General features: G+C 59.3%; 23 protein-coding genes and 1 other RNA gene. 18 read left to right on the top strand and 6 right to left on the bottom strand.

All coding sequences use genetic code 11. The annotated features are described in order from the left end of the window. The first annotated feature begins 22 nt into the window (after window positions 1–22). On the top strand, window positions 23–1,117 hold the full coding sequence (zapE, locus tag AC3ITA_RS24025) for a cell division protein ZapE (RefSeq protein WP_095943473.1): 1,095 nt from the start codon (window positions 23–25) through the stop codon (window positions 1,115–1,117). Between the two features lie 185 nt (window positions 1,118–1,302). On the opposite strand, the gene AC3ITA_RS24020 is transcribed toward zapE, so the two are convergent. Then, window positions 1,303–2,223 (bottom strand): GlxA family transcriptional regulator, encoded by a 921-nt coding sequence (locus AC3ITA_RS24020; protein WP_172435333.1) that lies wholly within the window; start codon window positions 2,221–2,223, stop codon window positions 1,303–1,305. A 221-nt stretch (window positions 2,224–2,444) separates the two neighbouring features. Here AC3ITA_RS24020 and AC3ITA_RS24015 point away from each other — a divergent pair, with 221 nt between their 5' ends. Continuing rightward, window positions 2,445–3,581, top strand: coding sequence for an acyl-CoA dehydrogenase family protein (locus AC3ITA_RS24015; protein ID WP_095943478.1), 1,137 nt, complete (start codon window positions 2,445–2,447; stop codon window positions 3,579–3,581). A gap of 103 nt (window positions 3,582–3,684) precedes the next feature. On the opposite strand, the gene AC3ITA_RS24010 is transcribed toward AC3ITA_RS24015, so the two are convergent. Next, the gene (locus AC3ITA_RS24010; protein ID WP_095943479.1) at window positions 3,685–4,725 is read right to left on the bottom strand and encodes an NADP(H)-dependent aldo-keto reductase; all 1,041 of its coding nucleotides are present in this window, start codon (window positions 4,723–4,725) and stop codon (window positions 3,685–3,687) included. 245 nt (window positions 4,726–4,970) lie between these two features. On the opposite strand from AC3ITA_RS24010, the gene rplM reads away from it, so the two are divergent. The 7 genes from rplM to AC3ITA_RS23975 all read left to right on the top strand — a co-directional run bounded on the left by rplM (window position 4,971) and on the right by AC3ITA_RS23975 (window position 9,859). Further along, the gene (gene rplM / locus AC3ITA_RS24005; RefSeq protein ID WP_007917032.1) at window positions 4,971–5,399 is read left to right on the top strand and encodes a 50S ribosomal protein L13; all 429 of its coding nucleotides are present in this window, start codon (window positions 4,971–4,973) and stop codon (window positions 5,397–5,399) included. Between the two features lie 14 nt (window positions 5,400–5,413). Beyond that, window positions 5,414–5,806, top strand: coding sequence for a 30S ribosomal protein S9 (gene rpsI, locus AC3ITA_RS24000; RefSeq protein ID WP_003228056.1), 393 nt, complete (start codon window positions 5,414–5,416; stop codon window positions 5,804–5,806). 268 nt (window positions 5,807–6,074) lie between these two features. Continuing rightward, on the top strand, window positions 6,075–6,668 hold the full coding sequence (gene petA, locus AC3ITA_RS23995) for a ubiquinol-cytochrome c reductase iron-sulfur subunit (protein WP_095943480.1): 594 nt from the start codon (window positions 6,075–6,077) through the stop codon (window positions 6,666–6,668). After that, entirely contained in the window at window positions 6,668–7,879 is a 1,212-nt protein-coding gene (locus tag AC3ITA_RS23990; protein WP_008045954.1) for a cytochrome b, read from the top strand. Before petA ends, AC3ITA_RS23990 begins: the two co-directional genes overlap by 1 nt. Beyond that, window positions 7,879–8,661 (top strand): cytochrome c1, encoded by a 783-nt coding sequence (locus AC3ITA_RS23985; protein WP_489278527.1) that lies wholly within the window; start codon window positions 7,879–7,881, stop codon window positions 8,659–8,661. The genes AC3ITA_RS23990 and AC3ITA_RS23985 overlap by 1 nt, the downstream gene beginning before the upstream one ends. A gap of 150 nt (window positions 8,662–8,811) precedes the next feature. Continuing rightward, window positions 8,812–9,429 (top strand): glutathione S-transferase N-terminal domain-containing protein, encoded by a 618-nt coding sequence (locus tag AC3ITA_RS23980; protein ID WP_007972581.1) that lies wholly within the window; start codon window positions 8,812–8,814, stop codon window positions 9,427–9,429. A 16-nt stretch (window positions 9,430–9,445) separates the two neighbouring features. Further along, entirely contained in the window at window positions 9,446–9,859 is a 414-nt protein-coding gene (locus AC3ITA_RS23975; protein WP_007998247.1) for a ClpXP protease specificity-enhancing factor, read from the top strand. Between the two features lie 159 nt (window positions 9,860–10,018). On the opposite strand, the gene AC3ITA_RS23970 is transcribed toward AC3ITA_RS23975, so the two are convergent. The 4 genes from AC3ITA_RS23970 to AC3ITA_RS23955 all read right to left on the bottom strand — a co-directional run bounded on the left by AC3ITA_RS23970 (window position 10,019) and on the right by AC3ITA_RS23955 (window position 13,465). Next, on the bottom strand, window positions 10,019–10,597 hold the full coding sequence (locus AC3ITA_RS23970; protein ID WP_095943483.1) for a BON domain-containing protein: 579 nt from the start codon (window positions 10,595–10,597) through the stop codon (window positions 10,019–10,021). Further along, window positions 10,594–11,187 (bottom strand): phosphoheptose isomerase, encoded by a 594-nt coding sequence (locus AC3ITA_RS23965; protein ID WP_007972584.1) that lies wholly within the window; start codon window positions 11,185–11,187, stop codon window positions 10,594–10,596. Before AC3ITA_RS23965 ends, AC3ITA_RS23970 begins: the two co-directional genes overlap by 4 nt. A 104-nt stretch (window positions 11,188–11,291) precedes the next feature. After that, window positions 11,292–11,654, bottom strand: a complete 363-nt coding sequence (locus AC3ITA_RS23960) for a YraN family protein (RefSeq protein WP_008045939.1) — start codon at window positions 11,652–11,654, stop codon at window positions 11,292–11,294. After that, window positions 11,654–13,465 (bottom strand): penicillin-binding protein activator, encoded by a 1,812-nt coding sequence (locus AC3ITA_RS23955; RefSeq protein ID WP_489278524.1) that lies wholly within the window; start codon window positions 13,463–13,465, stop codon window positions 11,654–11,656. Before AC3ITA_RS23955 ends, AC3ITA_RS23960 begins: the two co-directional genes overlap by 1 nt. A 177-nt stretch (window positions 13,466–13,642) precedes the next feature. On the opposite strand from AC3ITA_RS23955, the gene rsmI reads away from it, so the two are divergent. From rsmI to mraY, 9 genes are all read left to right on the top strand, one after another. Then, entirely contained in the window at window positions 13,643–14,548 is a 906-nt protein-coding gene (rsmI, locus tag AC3ITA_RS23950; protein WP_162130349.1) for a 16S rRNA (cytidine(1402)-2'-O)-methyltransferase, read from the top strand. Between the two features lie 75 nt (window positions 14,549–14,623). Continuing rightward, an RNA gene (gene rnpB, locus AC3ITA_RS23945) (RNase P RNA component class A) lies at window positions 14,624–14,977 on the top strand. Between the two features lie 355 nt (window positions 14,978–15,332). Continuing rightward, window positions 15,333–15,788: a division/cell wall cluster transcriptional repressor MraZ gene (gene mraZ / locus AC3ITA_RS23940; protein ID WP_007917012.1), complete on the top strand. Its 456-nt coding sequence runs from the start codon at window positions 15,333–15,335 to the stop codon at window positions 15,786–15,788. Beyond that, window positions 15,785–16,732, top strand: coding sequence for a 16S rRNA (cytosine(1402)-N(4))-methyltransferase RsmH (gene rsmH / locus AC3ITA_RS23935; protein ID WP_008045933.1), 948 nt, complete (start codon window positions 15,785–15,787; stop codon window positions 16,730–16,732). Before mraZ ends, rsmH begins: the two co-directional genes overlap by 4 nt. Beyond that, entirely contained in the window at window positions 16,729–17,022 is a 294-nt protein-coding gene (gene ftsL, locus AC3ITA_RS23930) for a cell division protein FtsL (protein ID WP_032829321.1), read from the top strand. The genes rsmH and ftsL overlap by 4 nt, the downstream gene beginning before the upstream one ends. Then, window positions 17,022–18,761, top strand: coding sequence for a peptidoglycan D,D-transpeptidase FtsI family protein (locus AC3ITA_RS23925; RefSeq protein ID WP_191628374.1), 1,740 nt, complete (start codon window positions 17,022–17,024; stop codon window positions 18,759–18,761). Before ftsL ends, AC3ITA_RS23925 begins: the two co-directional genes overlap by 1 nt. Further along, the gene (locus tag AC3ITA_RS23920; RefSeq protein ID WP_150672419.1) at window positions 18,761–20,224 is read left to right on the top strand and encodes a UDP-N-acetylmuramoyl-L-alanyl-D-glutamate--2,6-diaminopimelate ligase; all 1,464 of its coding nucleotides are present in this window, start codon (window positions 18,761–18,763) and stop codon (window positions 20,222–20,224) included. Before AC3ITA_RS23925 ends, AC3ITA_RS23920 begins: the two co-directional genes overlap by 1 nt. Further along, window positions 20,217–21,584 carry a UDP-N-acetylmuramoyl-tripeptide--D-alanyl-D-alanine ligase gene (locus AC3ITA_RS23915; protein ID WP_095943487.1) on the top strand — a complete coding sequence of 456 codons (1,368 nt, stop codon included), beginning with the start codon at window positions 20,217–20,219 and terminating at the stop codon, window positions 21,582–21,584. The genes AC3ITA_RS23920 and AC3ITA_RS23915 overlap by 8 nt, the downstream gene beginning before the upstream one ends. Further along, window positions 21,584–22,666, top strand: a complete 1,083-nt coding sequence (gene mraY / locus AC3ITA_RS23910; RefSeq protein WP_095943488.1) for a phospho-N-acetylmuramoyl-pentapeptide-transferase — start codon at window positions 21,584–21,586, stop codon at window positions 22,664–22,666. The genes AC3ITA_RS23915 and mraY overlap by 1 nt, the downstream gene beginning before the upstream one ends. Window positions 22,667–22,672: the final 6 nt, after the last annotated feature.

Here is a 22,672-nt window from a genome sequence, read left to right as displayed (position 1 = left end):
TTTGTTGCCTTGCTAACGAATTATGACGCCCCTAGAACGATATCAAGCTGATCTGAAACGCCCGGAATTCTTCCATGACGCCGCACAGGAAACTGCCGTGCGTCATTTGCAGCGCCTGTACGATGACCTGGTCGCGGCCGAGCAAAACAAGCCGGGCCTGCTGGGCAAGTTGTTTGGCAAGAAGGATCAGACCCCGGTCAAGGGCCTGTATTTCTGGGGCGGCGTAGGTCGCGGCAAGACTTACCTGGTGGACACCTTCTTCGAAGCGCTGCCCTTCAAGGAAAAGACCCGTACGCACTTCCACCGCTTCATGAAGCGCGTGCACGAAGAGATGAAAACCCTGGGCGGCGAGAAAAACCCGCTGACCATCATCGCCAAGCGCTTCGCCACCGAAGCCCGGGTCATCTGCTTCGATGAATTCTTCGTTTCCGACATCACCGACGCCATGATCCTTGGCACCCTGATGGAAGAGCTGTTCAAGAACGGCGTGACCCTGGTCGCAACGTCGAACATCGTGCCGGACGGCCTGTACAAGGACGGTCTGCAACGCGCGCGCTTCCTGCCGGCCATTGCGCTGATCAAGCAGAACACCGAGATCGTCAACGTCGACAGCGGCGTCGACTATCGTCTGCGTCACCTCGAGCAAGCCGAGCTGTTCCACTATCCGCTCGACGAAGCCGCCAACGAAAGCCTGCGCAAGAGCTTCCGTGCGCTGACGCCGGAATGCACGGCAGCGGTCGAAAATGACGTGCTGATGATCGAAAACCGTGAAATCCGTGCCCTGCGCACCTGCGATGACGTGGCCTGGTTCAACTTCCGTGAACTGTGCGACGGCCCGCGCAGCCAGAACGACTACATCGAACTGGGCAAGATCTTCCACGCCGTATTGCTCAGCGATGTCGAGCAGATGAGCGTCACCACCGACGACATCGCCCGACGCTTCATCAACATGGTCGACGAGTTCTACGACCGTAACGTGAAGCTGATCATTTCCGCCGAAGTCGAGCTTAAAGACCTGTACACAGGTGGCCGCCTGAACTTCGAGTTCCAGCGTACCCTCAGCCGACTGCTGGAAATGCAATCCCACGAATTCCTGGCCCGGGCGCACAAGCCGTAGGACGATTCGGAAAATAAAAAAAGGCCTGCGATTGCAGGCCTTTTTTATGCGTTATAGGTTCACCAGGATCCCTGTGGGAGCGAGCCTGCTCGCGAAGGCGGTGGGTCAGTCACATTGATGCTGGATGTGCCGACGTCATCGCGAGCAGGCTCACTCCCACATGGGGTTTGTTTGAGGCTTGAGGCCTACGCCGCCTGCTGAAACTGCTGCCGATACTGATTCGGCGACAACTCCGTGTGCTGTCGGAACAGTCGGGCGAAGAAGCTCGCATCGTCATAGCCGACTTCATAGCTGATGGTCTTGATGCTCTTGCGGCTGCCGGACAGCAGGCCCTTGGCGGTTTCGATGCGCAGGCGTTGCAGGTAATGCAGGGGTTTGTCGCCGGTGGCGGTCTGGAAGCGGCGCATGAAGTTGCGGATGCTCATGCCGTGTTCGCGGGCGACGTCTTCGAAGCGGAACTTGTCGGCGAAGTGTTCTTCGAGCCAGTGCTGGATCTGCAGGATGATCACGTCCTGGTGCAGCTTCTGCCCACCAAAACCAATCCGTCCTGGCGAATAACTTCGCTGCACCTCATAGAGGATGTCTCGGGCTACGGCCTGGGACACGTTGGCGCCGCAGAAGCGCTCGATCAGGTAAATGTACAGGTCACAGGCCGAGGTGGTGCCGCCGGCGCAGTACAGGTTGTCGGCGTCGGTCAGGTGCTTGTCCTGATTGAGCTGGACTTGGGGGAAACGTTCGGCGAAGGCATTGAAGAAGCGCCAGTAGGTGGTCGCTTCCTTGCCATTGAGCAGCCCGGCTTCGGCCAGCCAGAAAACACCGGTGGCCTCGCCGCACAGTACGGCACCGCGTGCATGTTGCTGGCGCAGCCAGGGCAGGACTTGCGGGTAACGCTTGCAGAGGCTGTCGAAATCGTCCCAGAACGCGGGAAGAATGATGATGTCGGCGTTTTCCAGCCCGCCATCTACCGGAATCATCACATCACTGAAGGTGTTGACCGGTTTGCCATCGGGGCTGACCAGACGGGTTTCGAACGCCGGTGTCAGGCCCTGGCCCAGCTGTTTGCCGTAGCGCAGGCTGGCGAGGTGGAAGAAATCCTTGGCTTGCATGAGGGTGGAAGCGAAAACCCGGTCGATGGCCAGGATGCTGACGCGCCGCAGGGGCGTGGAGGCTTGGTTAGACATAATTCAACTTTATTTTTATAGGGGGAAGTGGTCACCAGACGGCTGGATCGTCTTATTTTTTGTCGGATGTGTCCAGTGTCCTGTATCGGAAGCGAGGCATAGTCTCTGAAGGTCAACTCCTTCTAAAAACAAAGAAAAGGTGCCGCATGATCCCCAGAACCCTGTTCAGTTCCGAGCACGAGCTATTCCGCGACAGCGTGCGAACGTTCCTCGAAAAGGAGGCGGTGCCGTTCCATGGGCAGTGGGAAAAACAAGGCTATATCGACCGCAAACTGTGGAACAAGGCAGGGGAGGCGGGGATGCTTTGCTCGCACTTGCCGGAAGAGTACGGCGGTCTGGGGGCGGACTTTCTCTACAGTGCGGTGGTGATCGAAGAAGTGGGGCGACTGGGTCTGACCGGCATCGGTTTTTCCCTGCACTCGGATATCGTGGCGCCGTACATCCTGCATTACGGCAGTGAAGCGCTGAAACAAAAGTACCTGCCGAAACTGGTGTCCGGCGAGATGGTTACCGCGATCGCCATGACCGAACCGGGTGCCGGTTCCGATCTGCAAGGGGTGAAAACCACGGCGGTGCTCGACGGCGATGAGTATGTGATCAACGGCTCCAAGACCTTTATCACTAACGGCTACCTGGCCGACCTGGTAATCGTCGTTGCCAAGACCGATCCGAAGGCTGGCGCGAAGGGCACCAGTCTGTTTCTGGTGGAAGCCGATACGCCGGGCTTCGACAAGGGCAAGCGCCTGGAGAAGGTCGGGATGAAAGCCCAGGACACCTCGGAGCTGTTCTTTCAGGACGTGCGTGTGCCCAAGGAAAACCTGTTGGGCCAGGCCGGGATGGGCTTTGCCTACCTGATGCAGGAGTTGCCTCAGGAGCGCCTCACGGTGGCCATTGGCGGGCTGGCTTCAGCGCAAGCGGCGCTGCAATGGACGCTGGACTACACCCGCGAGCGCAAGGCGTTCGGCAAGTCGATCGCGGATTTCCAGAATACCCGGTTCAAGCTGGCGGAGATGGCCACGGAAATCCAGATCGGCCGTGTCTTCGTCGACCGCTGTCTGGAACTGCACCTGCAAGGCAAGCTCGACGTGCCGACGGCGGCGATGGCCAAGTACTGGGGCACCGATCTGCAATGCAAGGTGCTCGACGAGTGTGTGCAGTTGCACGGTGGCTATGGGTTCATGTGGGAGTACCCGATCGCACGGGCATGGGCGGATGCGCGGGTGCAGCGGATCTATGCCGGGACCAATGAAATCATGAAGGAGATTATTGCGCGGTCGCTTTGATTTGCGGCGACTGATCGTCCGTCATCGCGAGCAGGCTCGCTCCTACAGGGATTGCGCTGTACCTGTGGGAGCGAGCTTGCTCGCGACTGGGTCTATGAATCAATCAAGGCGCCGGATTCGGATGATCCTTGTGAATCGCCTCGATCCCTTCCAGTACTTCCTCCGACAGCTTCAAGTCAAAACTGGCGATGTTGCTCTCCAGTTGCTCCATCGTCGTCGCGCCAATGATGTTGCTGGTCACGAAAGGCTGCTGCGTCACGAACGCCAGGGCCATTTGTGCCGGGTCCAGGCCGTGCTCGCGAGCCAGGGCCACGTAACGGCTGCAGGCAGCTTCCGACTGCGGGTTGAAATAGCGGCTGAAACGGCTGTAGAGGCTCAGGCGACCTTTTGGCGGGCGGGCGCCACCTTCGTACTTGCCTGACAGGAAACCGAACGCCAGCGGCGAATAGGCGAGCAGGCCGCATTGCTCGCGGATGGCGATTTCCGCCAGGCCGACTTCGAAGCTGCGGTTGAGCAGGTTATACGGGTTCTGGATCGACACGGCGCGCGGCCAGCCTCGGGCTTCGGCCAGGGCCAGGAAGCGCATGGTGCCCCACGGCGTTTCGTTGGACAGACCGATGTGGCGGATTTTGCCGGCGCGGACCTGCTCGTCCAGTGCTTCGAGGGTGTCTTCGAGCGGGGTCAGGTTGGCTTCGATCTTGTGCTTGTAGCCCAGCTGTCCGAAAAAGTTGGTGCTGCGCTCCGGCCAGTGCAATTGATACAGGTCGATGTAATCGGTCTGCAGGCGCTGGAGGCTGGCATCCACCGCCTCGGTGATGTGCTGGCGGTTGTGGCGCAGGTTTCTATCGCGGATGTAGTCGATGGTGTTACCGGGGCCGGCGATCTTGCTGGCCAGGATCCAGTCGGCGCGATCGCCGCGGCTTTTAAAGTAATTGCCGATGTAGCGTTCGGTGGTGGCGTAGGTTTCGGCCTTGGGCGGCACCGGGTACATTTCGGCGGTGTCGATGAAATTGATCCCGGCACGCTTGGCCCGCTCAATCTGGGCGAAAGCGTCTGCCTCGCTGTTTTGCTCGCCCCAGGTCATGGTTCCGAGGCAGAGGGCACTCACGTTCAGATTGGTCCGGCCTAGCTGGCGATAGTCCATCGGGTGCTCCTTGGGCAAAACAATCATAAAAGCAGGTTGAATTATTTTTCGCAATCTGCATAATTGCGCACCTCTTTCTGCAGTGGAAGTGATGCGCCGCCGCCGAAGAATCTTGCCGTTGAACGGACGCGCCGACCCGAGCCCCCGAAAGCGTCTGTATCCGGCTGCCTTTGACTTGTCAAAGTACGCACTATTCAGTAAGATCCGCCGTCTAATTTACAGGGCGGCCCCTGAGGCTATAAAGAATGAAAACTTTTACTGCTAAACCAGAAACAGTAAAGCGCGACTGGTTTGTCGTCGACGCTGCTGGTCAGACCCTGGGTCGTCTGGCCACCGAAATCGCGAGCCGTCTGCGTGGCAAGCACAAGCCTGAGTACACTCCTCACGTTGACACCGGCGACTACATCGTCGTAATCAACGCTGAGCAGATCCGTGTTACCGGTGCTAAAACCACTGACAAAATGTACTACTCCCACTCCGGTTTCCCGGGCGGCATCAAGTCGATCAACTTTGAAAAGCTGATCGCCAAGGCCCCTGAGCGCGTGATCGAGACCGCGGTTAAAGGCATGCTGCCTAAAAACCCACTGGGTCGCGACATGTACCGTAAGCTGAAAGTCTATGCGGGCGCTGCACACCCACATACTGCTCAGCAGCCCCAAGAACTGAAGTTTTAACGGAATAGTACATTATGTCGGCGACTCAAAATTACGGCACTGGCCGTCGCAAGACCGCAACCGCACGCGTTTTCCTGCGTCCGGGTACTGGTAACATCTCCATCAACAACCGTTCGCTGGATAACTTCTTCGGCCGCGAAACTGCCCGCATGGTAGTTCGTCAGCCGCTGGAGCTGACTGAGACTGTCGAGAAGTTCGACATCTACGTCACCGTGATCGGCGGTGGTGTGAGTGGTCAGGCTGGCGCAATCCGCCACGGCATCACTCGTGCTCTGATGGACTACGACGAGACTCTGCGCAGCGCCCTGCGTAAAGCCGGCTTCGTAACCCGCGATGCTCGTGAAGTTGAACGTAAGAAAGTCGGTCTGCGTAAAGCGCGTAAGCGTCCGCAGTACTCGAAGCGTTAATTCGCTTTCACGTTCAAAAAAGAACGCCCAGTTTCCTCGCGGAGCTGGGCGTTTTTTTATGTCTGCGATTTATCAAAGAATTGCGCTGTGACAACTTGCCACATCCGCAGACGCCCTATACTACAAGGCTTGGGGGTGATGGGCTCCGGTAATTACCTTGTCAGAATTGGGGCTTTTCATTACCATTCGGCAAAATTTTTATAAGTACATAGTTTTACTTAGTAGACGCCTGATTTAACAGGCCACAAAGCTGATGGGAGAGGACTGAATGAGCAATGACGGCGTGAATGCAGGCCGGCGTCGCTTCTTGGTAGCAGCCACATCCGTGGTGGGTGCTGCAGGAGCGGTGGGGGCTGCGGTCCCGTTCGTGGGGTCATGGTTTCCCAGTGCCAAGGCGAAAGCCGCAGGTGCACCGGTGAAAGTGAATGTCAGCAAGATCGAGCCAGGCCAGCAGATGATTGCTGAGTGGCGCGGCCAGCCGGTGTTCATCGTCCGCCGTACACCGGAAATCCTGGGGAATCTGAAGAAGATCGAAGGCCAGCTCGCTGACCCGACCTCCAAGAACTCGACACAACCGACTTATGTTGATCCGGAAACCCGTTCGATCAAACCCGAGGTCCTGCTGCTGATCGGTATCTGCACGCACCTGGGTTGCTCGCCGACCTTCCGTCCCGAAGTGGCACCCGCGGATCTGGGTAAAGACTGGGTAGGCGGCTATTTCTGTCCTTGCCACGGTTCTCACTACGATCTGGCTGGTCGCGTCTACAAGTCGCAGCCTGCGCCTTTGAACCTGCCAGTTCCCCCGCATTCCTATGAGACCGATGAAATTATTATCATTGGCGTCGATACGGAGAAAGCGTGATGAGCAAGTTCATGGATTGGGTTGATGCACGCTTTCCCGCCACCAAGATGTGGGAAGACCATCTCAGCAAGTATTACGCTCCGAAGAACTTCAACTTCTTCTACTTCTTTGGTTCCCTGGCATTGCTCGTTCTGGTCAACCAGATCGTTACCGGTGTCTGGCTGACCATGAGCTACAACCCGTCGGCGGAAGAGGCGTTCGCTTCCGTCGAATACATCATGCGTGACGTCGAGTACGGCTCGATCCTGCGTCTGCTGCACTCTACCGGCGCCTCGGCGTTCTTCATCGTGGTCTATCTGCACATGTTCCGTGGCTTGCTCTACGGTTCGTACCAGAAGCCGCGTGAGCTGGTGTGGGTCTTCGGCATGCTGATCTATCTGGCGCTGATGGCTGAAGCCTTCATGGGTTACCTGCTGCCGTGGGGTCAGATGTCCTACTGGGGTGCCCAGGTGATCATCTCGCTGTTCGGTGCGATCCCGGTCATCGGCAACGACCTGACCCAGTGGATTCGTGGTGACTACCTGATTTCCGGTATTACCCTGAACCGCTTCTTCGCCCTGCACGTGGTTGCTCTGCCGATCGTTATTCTGGGTCTGGTGGTGCTGCACATCCTGGCGTTGCACGAAGTCGGTTCGAACAACCCGGACGGCGTGGACATCAAGAAGCACAAGGACGAAAACGGCATACCGCTGGACGGCATTGCCTTCCACCCGTACTACACCGTGAAAGATATCGTCGGCGTGGTGGTGTTCCTGTTCATCTTCTGCTCGATCGTGTTCTTCTTCCCGGAAATGGGCGGCTACTTCCTCGAGAAGCCGAACTTTGAAGTGGCGAACGCCTTCAAGACCCCAGAGCACATCGCTCCGGTCTGGTACTTCACCCCGTTCTACGCCATCTTGCGTGCGATTCCGGACAAGCTCCTGGGCGTGATCGCCATGGGCGCGGCCATTGCTGTGCTGTTCGTCCTGCCGTGGCTGGACCGTAGCCCGGTCAAGTCGATGCGCTACAAGGGCTGGCTGAGCAAGATCTGGCTCTGGGTGTTCTGCATCTCGTTCGTGATCCTGGGCGTGCTGGGCGTATTGGCCCCAACCCCTGAGCGTACGTTGCTGTCGCAGGTATGTACCTTCCTGTACTTCGCCTACTTCATTCTGATGCCGTTCTACACCAGGCTCGAGAAGACCAAACCGGTTCCGGAAAGGGTGACTGGCTGATGAAAAAACTATTTGCTGTATTGATGCTTGCTGCACTGCCAGTGTTTGCTTTCGCAGCCGAACACGGTGGCCCCGAGCTGGAAAAAGTCGACATCGACGTTTCCGATAAAGCGGCCATGCAGGACGGCGCGCGTACGTTCGCCAACTACTGCATGGGTTGCCACAGTGCCAAGTTCCAACGCTATGAGCGTGTCGCCGACGACCTGGGCATTCCCCATGAGTTGATGCTGGAAAATCTGGTGTTCACTGGCGCCAAGATCGGCGACCACATGAGCATCGGCATGCAGCCGGCGGACGCCAAGGCCTGGTTTGGCGCAGCGCCGCCGGACCTGACCCTGGTTGCCCGTGTTCGCGGCACCGATTGGCTCTACGGTTACCTGAGGTCGTTCTACGAAGATCCTGCGCGCCCATGGGGCGTGAACAACAAGGTCTTCCCGAACGTGGGCATGCCTAACGTCCTGGCCGGCCTGCAAGGTCGCCAGGTGGTTGGTTGCAAACAGGTTCAGATCGTCGAAGACGGCAAGAAGCAATTCGATCCGTTGACCGGCACGCCATTGACTCACGAAGCGTGCGATCAGTTGACCATCGTGCCGAAAAGCGGTGCCCTGACTGCAGAGCAGTTCGATGAGAAGGTCAAGAATCTGGTAACCTTCCTGGCTTACTCGGCTAACCCGGTTAAGCTGCAACATCAGCGCATCGGTACATACGTATTGTTGTACCTGGCGTTCTTCTTCGTATTCGCTTACCTGCTCAAGCGCGAATACTGGAAAGACGTGCACTGATAAAGCTTCAAGCTATTGCTGTTAATCGCGCGCGCCCAAGGGCGCCTCTGAATATGTAGCGAAACTGGTGATCCAGTCGTTACGGGAGGCGCCCTCTGGGCGCGCTCGTTTTTGAGCTTTCGATAATTTCTACAAGCGAGGAGGATCGCCATGGGCGTGACCAATCGGTTGGCCTGTTACTCCGACCCCGCCGACCACTATTCCCACCGAGTGCGCATCGTACTGGCAGAGAAGGGTGTCAGCGCCGAGATCATTTACGTGGAGGCTGGTCGCCAGCCGCCTAAACTGATTGAAGTGAACCCTTACGGCAGTCTGCCCACGCTGGTCGATCGCGACCTGGCGTTGTGGGAGTCGACAGTGGTGATGGAATATCTGGATGAGCGTTACCCGCACCCGCCGCTACTGCCGGTTTATCCCGTGGCGCGTGCCAACAGTCGTCTGCTGATTCACCGCATTCAGCGCGACTGGTGTGGTCTGGTGGACCTGATTCTGGATTCGCGGACCAAGGAAGCGGCCCGTGCCGTGGCTCGAAAAGAGTTGCGCGAAAGCCTGACGGGTGTGTCGCCGCTGTTTGCCGACAAACCGTTTTTCCTCAGTGAGGAACAAAGTCTGGTGGATTGCTGCCTATTGCCAATACTCTGGCGATTGCCGATTCTGGGTATAGAACTGCCGCGGCCGGCCAAGCCGCTGCTTGATTATATGGAGCGTCAGTTTGCGCGTGAGGCTTTCCAGGCGAGTCTGTCTGGTGTCGAACGCGACATGCGCTAAGGCTTAAGGAGCCGCTATGAACTCCAGTCGACCTTATCTGGTCCGCGCGCTCTATGAGTGGATTGTGGACAACGATTGCACCCCGCACATGCTGGTCAATTCCGAGTATCCGTCGGTGCAGGTGCCTCAAGGGTTTGCCAGTGACGGACAGATCGTCCTGAACGTATCGCCACAAGCCGTGCGTCACTTGCACATGGATAACGAGGCGGTCAGTTTCGAGGGGCGCTTTGGTGGCGTGCCGCACACCTTGTACGTGCCCATTGCTTCGATCCTGGGTATCTACGCCCGGGAGAATGGCCAGGGCATGGTGTTCGATCTGGAGTCGCCCATGGGCGAGGACGACGAGATCGAACCGGATGACGATCTTCCGCCACCCGACAGTGAGCCACCGCGTCCAAGCGGTCGCCCCAGTCTGAAAGTGGTGAAATAAAAAAGGGTGATCCGCAAGGATCACCCTTTTTTTTCATCACCTTCAAACGATGTAGGAGCGAGCCTGCTCGCGATGGGCGTGAACGATGACGCGGGTTGTCTGAATGAGCGCATTCACCGGACGTTTTTCGCGAGCAGGCTCGCTCCTACAGGATGGGGTTCAGTCGATGTACTCGAACAGCTTCACAATCTTCTGTACGCCGGAAACGCCCTGTACCAGGTTGGTCGCCTGCGCTGCTTCCTGCTTGGTCAGCAGGCCCAGCAAGTAGACGATGCCGTTTTCAGTGACAACCTTGATGCGCGAACCAGGGATGTTCGCATCGGCGAGCATCTGGGCCTTGATCTTGGTGGTCAGCCAAGTGTCGTTCTGGCGTGCCAGCAACGAGGAGGGTGGCAGGATTTGCAGTTCGTTGTGCACCTGTTTCACGCGCTGGACAGCGGCGGCGGCCTGTTCGGCCTTGGCCTTGAGGTCTGCGCGTGGCGTTTGCCCGGCGAGCAGCACGACACCGTTGAAGCTGGTGACGACGATGTGCGAATCCTTGTCCAGGGCCGGGTCGGCCTTGGCGATGTTCACGCCGACCTTGGTGTCGATCAGGGAGTCGTCGATCTTGCTGCCCAGTGTGCGAGTGCCGCGGTCATCTTCAATCGGTGCTTCACGGCTGGCAGTCACCACCGAGGTGCAGCCACTGATGCCGAGGCACAGGGTCAAGGCCAGTAGGCCAAGGCGATTAGGGGTCATTCTTCACTCCCGAACAATTGGCTGTCGATCAAGTCGCAAAGGCAGTGGATCGCCAGCAGGTGGACTTCCTGAATACGAGCGGTGACGTTGGCCGGTACGCGAATCTCGACGTCCTCGGGCAATAGCAGCGACGCCATGCCGCCGCCATCACGTCCCGTCAATGCTACGACAATCATTTCGCGATCATGTGCGGCCTGGATCGCTTGAATTATGTTGGCCGAGTTGCCGCTGGTGGAGATAGCCAGCAACACATCGCCCGGTTGGCCGAGTGCACGGATCTGTTTGGAGAAGATTTCGTTGTAGCTGTAGTCGTTGGCGATCGAGGTGATCGTCGAGCTGTCGGTCGTCAGGGCGATGGCCGGCAGGCTCGGACGCTCGCGCTCGAAGCGATTGAGCAGTTCAGACGAGAAATGCTGGGCGTCGCCGGCAGAGCCACCGTTGCCGCAGGAAAGCATTTTGCCTTCGTTGAGCAGGGCATTGACCATGACCTGGCTGGCTTGCTCGATGTGCGGTGCAAGTACTTCCATCGCCTGTTGCTTGGTGTCGATACTGGCCTGAAAAAGCTGGCGAATTCGCGATTGCATGTCCATCTGTGTGACCTTAAGTAGCGCGGCTGTTCGGCACGTGAATGTGCAGCCCGCAAAGCAAAGAGCAAAAGTGTTGAGTGATAGTGTCCGGTTCGCAATGCCGGCGATCAGCCGTCGAAGGCATTCTGTAGCCAGTTCAATTGATCGAGGTTGCTGTCGATGGCAATCACGTCGAAGCGGCAAGGGGAATTGGCCCAGCGCGGCTCGCGCTGAAGAAAATATTGCGCGGCGAAAATCAGTTTTTGCCGTTTGCGCTCATCGATGCTATCGAGCGCGCCACCCCATTGAGTGTTTTTTCTGTAGCGGACTTCAACGAATACTACTGTATCGCCATCTAACATGACCAGATCAAGCTCGCCGCGTTTACACAACCAGTTCTGCGCCAGCAGGCGCAGACCCTGTTGTTGAAGATGCTCGAGCGCATGGCGCTCGGCATCCTTGCCGCTTTGCTGGCGTGACCTGTCGGGCATCAGCGAGCGGTGTCCGGCAGGCGCTGAACCTGGCCGTTGGCGAACTCGGCCCATGGCAACTGGCGCACGACCCGTTGGCTCTGAGACATGCCAAGGCTGCCCGACTCGCCGTCGATGCGGCTGTCCGGCAGGGACTTGAGCTGGCCCAGGCGAGGCGCCAGTCGATAGGCGTCCACGCCCATGGCATACAGGCGCCCCAGACTGCCGGCGGCTTGTGGCCATTGAGCAGTGACCTGGCGGCGCAGTGGGTCATTGGCGTCCAGCAACCATGGTGTCTCGCAGAAGCGAATGCCATTCATGTCGTTGTACTGGTTGACGTCACCGCTGGCGCTGAACACGTGGGAGGTGGCGTAGACCGGAACATCGCCTGCGTACTGGAAGTTCAGGGTCGGTTTGATCTGTTGGGCCTGTTGCGGTGTTGCGGCGAGGAAAATGAACTCGATGTCCTGGCGGCGCGATGGCTGGGCAGCGACTTGCGAGCCAACGGTGCTTTGCAGGCTCTTGGCGCGACCTTCGCTCTGGCGCAACTGGAACATGTCGGCAATCTGCTGGGCCAACTGGACCGGCTGGTCGACGCGCTCGGTAGCGACGATGGTGCCGCCATTGGCTTGCCAATCCTGGCTGAACGCCTTGAGCACGCGGTCGCCCCATTCACCTTTCGGCACCATGATGGCTGCGCGATGCAGGCCGTCGGCGCGAGCGCGGCGCGACACTTCGCGGGCTTCGTCTTCAGCGGCGAGGCCGAACTGGAACAGCTGCGCCGGGCCTTGATCGCCCTCGCTGTAATTGAGTGCCAGGGTAGTGATCGGCAGCTGCGGGCGAGTGCTCAGCTGTTTGACCAGCGGCTTCTCCAGCGGGCCGACGACCAGTTGCACGCCATCGGCCTGGGCCTTGCGGTAGAACTCGTCCATGGAAGTCAGGCGCGAGCTGTCATAGAACTCGATGGCCGGTGGTTTCTGCCCGGCCTGTTGGGCCTGGTAGTGAGCGGCCATGAAGCCGTCGCGCAGTGCTTTGCCAACCGAGGCCAGCTGGCCGTCCTGAGGCAGCAGCAGGGCGATCTTGCTCAGGGGCTGGCTGGCCAGCTCCTTGAGTTGGGTCAGTGGCTGCGGCAATTGAACGGCTGCCGGGTGCTTCGGGTTCTGTGCGCGCCAGTTGTCGATGGCCGCCTGTTGCTGCTCCAGGGTGCCGGCGGATTTCACGGCCAGCGCCAAGGCCATCCAGCCGCCGAGATCGTCGGTGGTGTTTGGTTGCAACTGATCGGTCGGCAGCGAAGCGATCAGAGTCCAGATGGCTTCGTGGTTTTTGCCCGCGGCTTCGCCTTCGAGCATCGGGGCGATGAAAATGCGCTGGCGAGCGGCGGCGAGGGTCTGGCCATCGGCTTCAAGTGCGCGGGCGTGAACGGTGCCGGTGCGGACCTGTTGTTCGTCGGGCAGTTCGCTCAAGTATTGCAGGCTTGGGTGGCTCAAGGCGGCCAATGCAGCCTTGGGCTGATTGCGGGTCATGGCCAGTTCAGCCGCCAGGGTGTTGGCGAAAACCTGCGGGCCCGGCTTGAGTTGTTCGACAGGAACCTGTTGCAGGATTTGCGCGGACTGGCCGGCATTGCCCTGGCGATAGGCCAGGTCGGCAGCGCTCAAGCGCAGCAGGGCGGCATCTTCCGGTGATTTGCTTTGGGAGGCCTTCTCGAGCAGTTGCTCGATACTGGCGTCCGGTGTCCGTGGAAGCTCGCCAAGGCTGGAGGAGGGCGAGCTGGCGCAAGCCGTCAACAAGGCAGCGAGGCAGAGGGCAGATAACAGCCGCAGGCAAGCGATCATGTAAGCGTTCCTGATACTCGATCAAATTAGCGTGGAATTGTACCCAAGCACTGGCCGGGGCGCGATGTTACTGGCGTGAATCGATCAATTTAGCTGGTGTAAATGTTGCTCCAGCGCACAAACAGTCGCCGATACCTCGTTTGCTTGCGGGTATCGTGAGTCTCGCTACGCGCTACAATGGCGACTTTTACCGATCATGAGGTGTGCGCTTTGACTGCTCCAGGTGCTTTGAATTCCGCTGCTGGCTCGCTTTATGTGGTGGCGACGCCCATCGGCAACCTGGATGACATCAGTGCGCGGGCGCTGAAGATTCTGCGTGAAGTGGCCCTGGTCGCTGCGGAAGACACCCGTCATTCCCAGCGCTTGATGCAGCACTTCGGCATCTCGACGCCATTGGCGGCCTGCCATGAGCACAACGAGCGGGATGAAGGTAGTCGCTTTATCACGCGCCTGCTTGCCGGTGACAACGTGGCGTTGATTTCCGATGCCGGGACGCCGCTGATTTCCGATCCGGGTTATCACCTGGTGCGGCAGGCCCGGGCAGCGGGCATTAATGTAGTACCGGTTCCGGGTGCCTGCGCATTGATTGCAGCGCTGTCGGCGGCGGGGCTGCCTTCCGATCGTTTCATTTTCGAAGGTTTTCTGCCGGCCAAGGCAGTGGGGCGGCGTGCGCGTCTGGAGCAGGTAAAGGAAGAACCTCGTACTTTGATCTTCTATGAGGCTCCGCATCGAATTCTGGAATGCCTGCAAGACATGGAGCTGGTGTTCGGCCCCGAGCGTCCGGCGCTGCTTGCCCGTGAGCTGACCAAGACGTTTGAGACCCTCAAGGGGCTGCCGCTGGCTGAGTTGCGCGAGTTCGTCGAGTCGGACAGCAACCAGCAGCGCGGCGAGTGCGTGGTACTGGTGGCTGGCTGGTCCGCGCCCGAGGAAGAGGGGGCCGTCAGCAGCGAAGCGATGCGCATCCTCAACCTGTTGCTCGAAGAAATGCCGCTCAAGCGTGCGGCGGCGTTGGCGGCGCAAATCACCGGCGAGCGAAAGAATGTGCTGTACCAGATCGCGCTGGATCAGCAAAAGGGCGAGTAAAACCCGACGCACAGGCGTGCTCAATGGCGCTTGGCGCTTGTTCTTCGGGCGCTGTGCCGGTAACCTTCGCGGCGGAGAGTCGATCGGACAGTCGCTGCCCTCTATGAAAATTAGGGGGGGGAGGAAAGTCCGGGCTCCATAGGGCGAAGTGCCAGGTAATGCCTGGGAGGCGCGAGCCTACGGAAAGTGCCACAGAAAATAACCGCCTAAGCGCTTCGGCGCCGGTAAGGGTGAAAAGGTGCGGTAAGAGCGCACCGCACGTCTGGCAACAGTTCGTGGCTAGGTAAACCCCACTTGGAGCAAGACCAAATAGGGTCCCAAGGCGTGGCCCGCGCTGGGACCGGGTAGGTTGCTAAAGATGTCCAGTGATGGCCATCGTAGACGAATGACTGTTCAAGACAGAACCCGGCTTACAGATCGACTCTCCACCTTTTTCTTTCCTCTGCTTGAATCATCGGGCAGGGGGTGGGTGATAGCAATTTCCCTCCTTACACATTCATCCGCAGAACCTCTTTTGTAATACCAAAAAAATCTTACTCTTAATAAATTACTTTAACTTTCGAACGCAGCCTTCTGTGCTGATTCAAGTTATCGGTCAGTTTCATCTGCCAGATTCTCGTTACCCCTCCGTTAATGCTCCTAAATCTCAGTTCTGTAAGGGTTTTCCTTTAATCCGCGCCTTGACGGTGTGGTGGGCGCATTCCTATAGTGTGCACAAGTGGCGGAAAGTGGCATGAAGTGGGTTTTTTGAACTCAAAACGCTAGAATTTGGAGAAACGCTGACGTGTTTCGCGGAGCCAACGCTATCAGTCTCGATGCAAAGGGCCGTCTCGCAATGCCGAGCCGGTACCGTGACGAGCTCGATTCGCGCAGCTCCGGTCAGTTGATCGTGACAATTGATGCCGTTGATCCTTGTTTATGTGTTTACCCGCTCGATGAGTGGGAAATTATTGAAACCAAACTGCGCGCATTGCCTTCGCTTCGCGAAGAGAACCGCCGCCTGCAACGTTTACTGATTGGTAATGCCGTCGACCTCGAGCTCGATGGCAGTGGTCGTTTTCTGGTTCCGCCGCGTCTTCGTGAATATGCCAAGTTGGATAAGCGCGCGATGTTGGTAGGCCAACTGAACAAGTTCCAACTGTGGGACGAAGATGCCTGGAACGCGGTTTCTGCCGCTGACCTGGCTGCCATTCAACAACCGGGCGCTATGCCTGATGAACTGCGTGATTTGATCCTGTGACTATTGATAGCGGCTTTAACCACATCACCGTACTGCTTGACGAAGCTGTCGAGGCTCTCGCCGTACGTCCTGATGGCTGCTATCTGGACGGCACGTTCGGGCGCGGCGGACACAGCCGGTTGATCCTCAGCCAGCTCGGTCCCGATGGTCGGTTGCTCGGATTCGATAAAGATCCACAAGCGATTGCCACCGGGCAGACGCTAGCGGCCGAAGACGGCCGCTTTGTCGTTGTGCAGCGCAGCTTTGCCGAGCTCGGTTCGGAAGTCGCCGAACGCGGTCTGGCCGGCAAGGTCAGCGGCGTTCTGCTGGATCTGGGCGTGTCTTCGCCACAGCTCGACGACCCTGAGCGCGGCTTCAGTTTCCTCAACGACGGTCCGCTGGACATGCGCATGGATCCGTCCCGTGGCATCAGCGCCGCCGAATTCGTCAACACCGCGCCCGTGGAAGAAATCGCCCGGGTGTTCAAGGAATACGGCGAAGAGCGTTTCTCCGGCCGCATGGCCCGTGCCGTGGCCGAGCGCCGCGACATCAAGCCATTCGAACGCACCGGTGACCTGGCAGAAGTCCTGAAGGTCGCCAACCCGGCGTGGGAAAAGGGCAAGAACCCTGCAACCCGCGCCTTCCAGGGGTTGCGTATTCACGTCAACAACGAACTGGGTGACCTGGAAACCGGCCTCGAAGCCGCGCTGGAATGCCTGGAAGTGGGCGGTCGCCTGGTGGTGATCAGCTTCCATTCGCTGGAAGACCGTATCGTCAAACTGTTCATGCGCAAGCTGGTCAAAGGCGAAGCCGACAACCTGCCGCGCAACCTGCCGGTTCGGCATGTCGCCTTCGAACCGAAAATCAAAATCCATGGCAAAGCGCAGACGGCCTCCGACGCCGAACTCAAAGCCAACCCACGTTCCCGTAGCGCTGTCATGCGTGTGGCGGAGAAGCTGCGGTGAGCAGGCTTTTCGCCAAGCCATTGCCCGGCGGAAGCTTCTTCATGCTGCTGCTGTTTGTCGGCGTGCTCATTTCGGCCATCGGCGTGTCCTACAGTGCCCACTGGAACCGTCAGCTATTGAATTCGCTGTACAACGAATTGAGCGTGCGCGACAAGGCGCAGGCGGAGTGGGGGCGGTTGATTCTGGAGCAGAGCACCTGGACCGCTCACAGCCGTATCGAAGTGCTGGCCACCGAGCAATTGAAAATGCACATCCCCGGTGCCGCTGACGTGAAGATGGTGGCGCCATGATGAAACTCGAAGGTGCACTCTTTCCCTGGCGGTTCCGCGTGGTGCTGGGTTTGCTCGGCATCATGGTGGCTGCGATTGCCTGGCGCATCATCGATTTGCAAGTGGTCGACCGTGCCTTCCTCAAAGGTCAGGGCGATGCCCGCAGTGTTCGTCATATTCCAATTCCGGCTCACCGTGGTCTGATCACCGACCGAAACGGCGAGCCTTTGGCCGTGAGTACGCCGGTCACCACCCTTTGGGCCAATGCCAAGGAAATGCAAACGGCCAAAGAGAAGTGGCCGGCACTGGCGGCAGCCTTGGGGCAGGACCCGAAAGCCCTGGCCGAACGTCTCGAAGCCCAGGCCAACAAAGAATTCATTTACCTGGTGCGCGGGTTGACCCCGGAGCAGGGCCAGGCTGTGCTCGACCTGAAGGTGCCGGGTGTCTATGGCATCGAAGAGTTCCGGCGGTTTTATCCTGCCGGTGAAGTCACTGCCCATATGGTCGGGTTTACCGACATCGACGATCATGGTCGTGAAGGCGTCGAACTGGCTTACGACGAATGGCTGGCCGGGGTCCCCGGCAAGCGTCAGGTGATCAAGGACCGGCGCGGCCGGCTGATCAAGGATGTGCAGGTCACCAAAAACGCCAAGGCCGGTAAGCCCTTGGCGTTGTCCATTGACCTGCGCCTGCAATACCTGGCCAACCGCGAACTGCGCAACGCGATCATCGAGAACGGTGCCAAGGCCGGTAGCCTGGTGATCATGGATGTGAAGACCGGCGAGATTCTCGCCATGGTCAACCAGCCGACCTACAACCCGAACAACCGTCGCAACCTGCAGCCGGCGATGATGCGTAACCGCGCGATGATCGACGTGTTCGAGCCGGGTTCGACCATGAAGGCGATCTCGATGGCCGCGGCCATCGAAACCGGGCGCTGGAAACCGACCGATACCGTCGAGGTGTATCCGGGCTCCTTGCAGATTGGCAAGTACACCATCAAGGACGTATCCAAGAGCGAAGGTCCAGTGCTCGACCTGGCCGGCATCCTGATCAATTCCAGTAACGTCGGCATGAGCAAGATCGCGTTCGATATCGGCGGCGAGACGATTTTCCGCCTCGCCCAGAAAGTCGGTCTTGGCCAGGATACCGGCCTCGGCTTCCCGGGTGAGCGTGTCGGCAACCTGCCGAACTACCGCGATTGGCGCAAGGCTGAAACCGCCACGCTGTCCTACGGCTACGGTGTTTCCGTGACGGCGATCCAGTTGGTCCACGCCTTCTCGGCCCTGGCCAACAACGGTCGCCTTGCACCGCTGACGCTGATCAAAACCGACAAGGCGCCGCAGACCACCCAGGTGCTGCCGGAAGCCGTCGCGAAAACCATGCAAGGCATGCTGCAACAAGTGATCGAAGCCCCGCGCGGTGTATTCCGTGCGCAGGTGCCGGCGTATCACGTGGGTGGCAAGTCGGGAACTGCGCGTAAAACCTCGGTCGGCACCAAGGGTTATGCCGAGAACTCCTACCGTTCGTTGTTCGCCGGTTTCGGTCCGATGAGCGATCCGCGTTACGCCATAGTGGTGGTAATCGACGAGCCGACCAAGGCCGGTTACTTCGGCGGCCTGGTTTCCGCGCCGGTGTTCAGCCGTGTGATGTCGGGCACCCTGCGTCTGATGAACATTACACCGGACAACCTGCCACCTACTCAACAAGCGAACGCAACACCGGTCGTTCCGCTGAAAGCCAATGGAGGGCGCGGCTGATGTCTCTGAGCCTGAACAAGATTTTCCCTCACGCCGGTCACGATCTGCTGATTCGCGAGCTCGCCCTGGACAGCCGCAAAGTGCGCGCGGGCGATCTGTTCCTCGCCGTGCCGGGCGGGAAGTTCGATGGACGCGCGCATATTGCCGACGCTTTGCAGCGCGGAGCTGCCGCGGTGGCCTATGAAGTAGAAGGCGCCACGGTCCTGCCGATCACTGAAGTGCCGCTGATTCCGGTCAAAGGTCTGGCGGCTCAGCTGTCGGACATCGCCGGGCGTTTTTATGGCGAGCCAAGCCATCACCTGAACCTGGTGGGCGTGACCGGCACCAACGGCAAGACCAGCGTGACTCAATTGGTTGCCCAGGCACTGGACCTGCTCGGCCAGCACTGCGGCCTGGTCGGCACGCTCGGTTCCGGTTTCTACGGCGCGCTGGAAAGCGGCCTGCATACCACGCCGAATCCGATTGCCGTGCAAGCGACCCTGGCAGACCTGAAAAAGGCCGGGGCCAAAGCCGTGGCGATGGAAGTGTCTTCCCATGGTCTGGACCAGGGTCGCGTGACTGCACTGGCGTTCGATGTGGCAGTGATGACCAACCTGTCCCGCGATCATCTGGATTACCACGGCACCATGCGGGCTTACGGCGAAGCCAAGGGCAAGCTGTTTGCCTGGAATGACTTGAAATGTCGTGTGGTCAACCTCGACGACGAGTTTGGCCGGCAACTGGCTGCCGACAAGCTTGAATCGCGATTGATCACCTACAGCCTGGAAGACTCCAGTGCTTATCTGTATTGCCGCCAGGCGCAATTCGACGACGAAGGCGTGCGCGCCACGCTGGTCACGCCACAGGGCGAGCACCACTTGCGCAGCACCTTGCTCGGTCGCTTCAACCTGAGCAATGTCCTGGCGGCGGTCGGCGCGTTGCTCGGTCTGGATTACGCCCTGGACGAAATTCTCGAGGTGCTGCCGAAGCTGGAAGGCCCTGCCGGTCGCATGCAGCGTCTGGGCGGAGGCTCGCAGCCGCTGGTGGTGGTCGATTACGCCCACACCCCGGATGCCCTGGAAAAAGTACTGCTGGCCCTGCGTCCACACGCCAAGGGCCGGTTGCTGTGCCTGTTCGGCTGTGGCGGCGACCGCGATCGCGGCAAGCGACCATTGATGGCCGAAGTGGTCGAGCGCCTGGCCGATGGCGTGCTGGTCACCGACGACAACCCGCGTACTGAGGACCCAGCAGTGATTTTCGATGACATCCGTGCCGGTTTCACGGCTGTGGATAAAGTGGAATTCATTGCCGGCCGTGGTCAGGCGATTGCCCGGTTGATCGCCAGTGCCTCGGTGGATGACGTGATTGTCCTGGCCGGTAAAGGTCATGAGGACTATCAGGAAATCAACGGCGAACGCCATGCCTTTTCCGATCTGGTCGAGGCCGATCATGCCTTGACTGCGTGGGAGGTGGCCCATGCTTAAGGCATTGAAACTGAGTGAACTGACCGGTGCGCTGAATGCTCGCCTGCTGTCCGCCGATGCCAGCTTTGACGGTGTCAGCATCGACAGTCGTGCAATCAAGCCGGGTCAACTGTTTATCGCGTTGGCCGGTCCGCGCTTCGATGGTCATGATTATCTCAATGAAGTCGCCGCCAAGGGCGCCGTGGCTGCGCTGGTCGAGCGTGAAGTCGCCGGCAGCACGCTGCCGCAGTTGCTGGTCAGCGACACCCGCCAGGCCCTGGGCCAGTTGGGCGCACTGAATCGCGCCGCCTACACCCATCCGGTCGCGGCCGTCACCGGCTCCAGCGGCAAGACCACGGTCAAGGAGATGCTTGCGAGCATCCTGCGTACGCGCGGCGCAGTACTCGCCACCCGTGGCAACCTGAACAACGATCTCGGCGTGCCTTTGACCTTGCTCGAACTGGCGCCGGAACACTCCGCTGCCGTGATCGAACTGGGTGCTTCGCGCCTGGGTGAAATTGCCTACACCGTCGGCCTTACCAGGCCGCACGTGGCCATTCTCAACAATGCCGGGACCGCCCACGTCGGCGAGTTCGGCGGTCCGGAAAAAATCGTCGAAGCCAAGGGCGAGATCATCGAAGGGCTGGATGCCGATGGCGTCGCCGTTCTCAATCTCGACGACAAGGCATTCGGTATCTGGAAGGCCCGCGCCGGTGACCGCAAAGTGCTGACGTTTGCGTTGAGCAATTCGAGCGCCGATTTCCATGCCAGTGACCTGGCCACCGATGCCCGCGGCTGCCCGGCGTTCAACCTGCACTGCCCTGAAGGTGTGGAGCGCGTGCAACTGAACCTGCTCGGCACCCATAACGTCGCCAATGCCATGGCCGCCGCCGCTGCCGCCCATGCCCTGGGCGTGTCGCTGTTCGGTATCGCCACCGGCCTTGGCGCGGTGCAGCCGGTCAAGGGTCGCACCGTTGCGCAGCTGGCCACCAACGGTATGCGCGTGATCGATGACACTTATAACGCCAACCCCACCTCCATGTGCGCTGCCGTTGATATACTGGCCGGCTTTTCCGGTCGCACCGTCCTGGTGCTCGGGGATATCGGCGAGTTGGGCGAATGGGCGGAGCAGGGGCACCGCGACGTGGGCGAGTACGCCCGTGGCAAGGTTTCTGCGCTGTACGCCGTCGGGCCAATGATGGCTCACGCCGTGAACGCATTCGGTCCACAGGCTCTTCACTTCAGCACGCAGGCTGAACTGATCAAGGCCCTGGGGGCCGAGCAAGACACAAACACCACCATTTTGATCAAGGGATCGCGCAGCGCTGCGATGGAAAACGTCGTCGCCGCCTTGTGCGGGTCCAGTCTGGAGAAACATTAATGCTGCTGCTGCTAGCGGAGTATCTGCAACAGTTCTACAAAGGCTTCGCGGTCTTCCAGTACCTGACCCTGCGCGGGATTCTCGGTGTACTGACCGCGCTGGTCTTGTCGCTGTGCTATGGCCCATGGATGATCCGCACCTTGCAGAACCGGCAGATCGGTCAATCCGTGCGCAACGACGGCCCGCAGTCGCACCTGTCCAAGTCGGGTACGCCGACCATGGGCGGCGCGCTGATTCTGTCGTCCATCGGTGTCAGCACCCTGCTGTGGGCTGACCTGAGCAATCGCTACGTCTGGGTCGTACTGCTGGTGACCCTGCTGTTCGGCGCCATCGGCTGGGTCGACGACTACCGCAAGGTCATCGAGAAAAACTCCCGTGGCTTGCCGAGCCGCTGGAAATATTTCTGGCAATCGGTGTTCGGTCTGGGCGCGGCGATCTTCCTTTATATGACTGCCGCCACGCCGGTGGAAACCACCCTGATCCTGCCGATGCTCAAGGACTACAGCATTGCGCTGGGCGCCGGTTTCATCGTCCTGACCTATTTCGTGATCGTCGGTTCGAGCAACGCGGTCAACCTGACCGACGGCCTCGACGGCCTGGCGATCATGCCGACCGTGATGGTTGGTGGTGGCCTAGGCATTTTCTGCTACCTGTCGGGTAACGTGAAATTCGCCGAATACCTGCTGATTCCTTATGTACCGGGCGCCGGTGAGTTGATCGTGTTCTGTGGCGCACTGATCGGAGCAGGCCTGGGCTTCCTCTGGTTCAACACCTATCCGGCACAGGTCTTCATGGGTGACGTCGGCGCACTGGCGCTGGGCGCGGCCCTGGGCACCATCGCGGTGATCGTCCGTCAGGAAATCGTCCTGTTCATCATGGGCGGCGTGTTCGTGATGGAAACCCTGTCAGTCGTCATTCAGGTTGCCTCTTTTAAACTGACCGGTCGCCGTGTTTTCCGCATGGCGCCCATTCACCACCACTTTGAACTCAAGGGCTGGCCCGAGCCGCGCGTGATCGTCCGTTTCTGGATCATCACCGTGATTCTCGTGCTGATCGGCCTTGCCACCCTGAAGCTGAGGTAGAAACAC

The sequence above is a fragment of the Pseudomonas sp. GL_090 genome, assembly GCF_057837765.1.
Note: the sequence above shows the minus strand (reverse complement) of the source record. Positions and strands in the feature narration are given on the sequence as shown.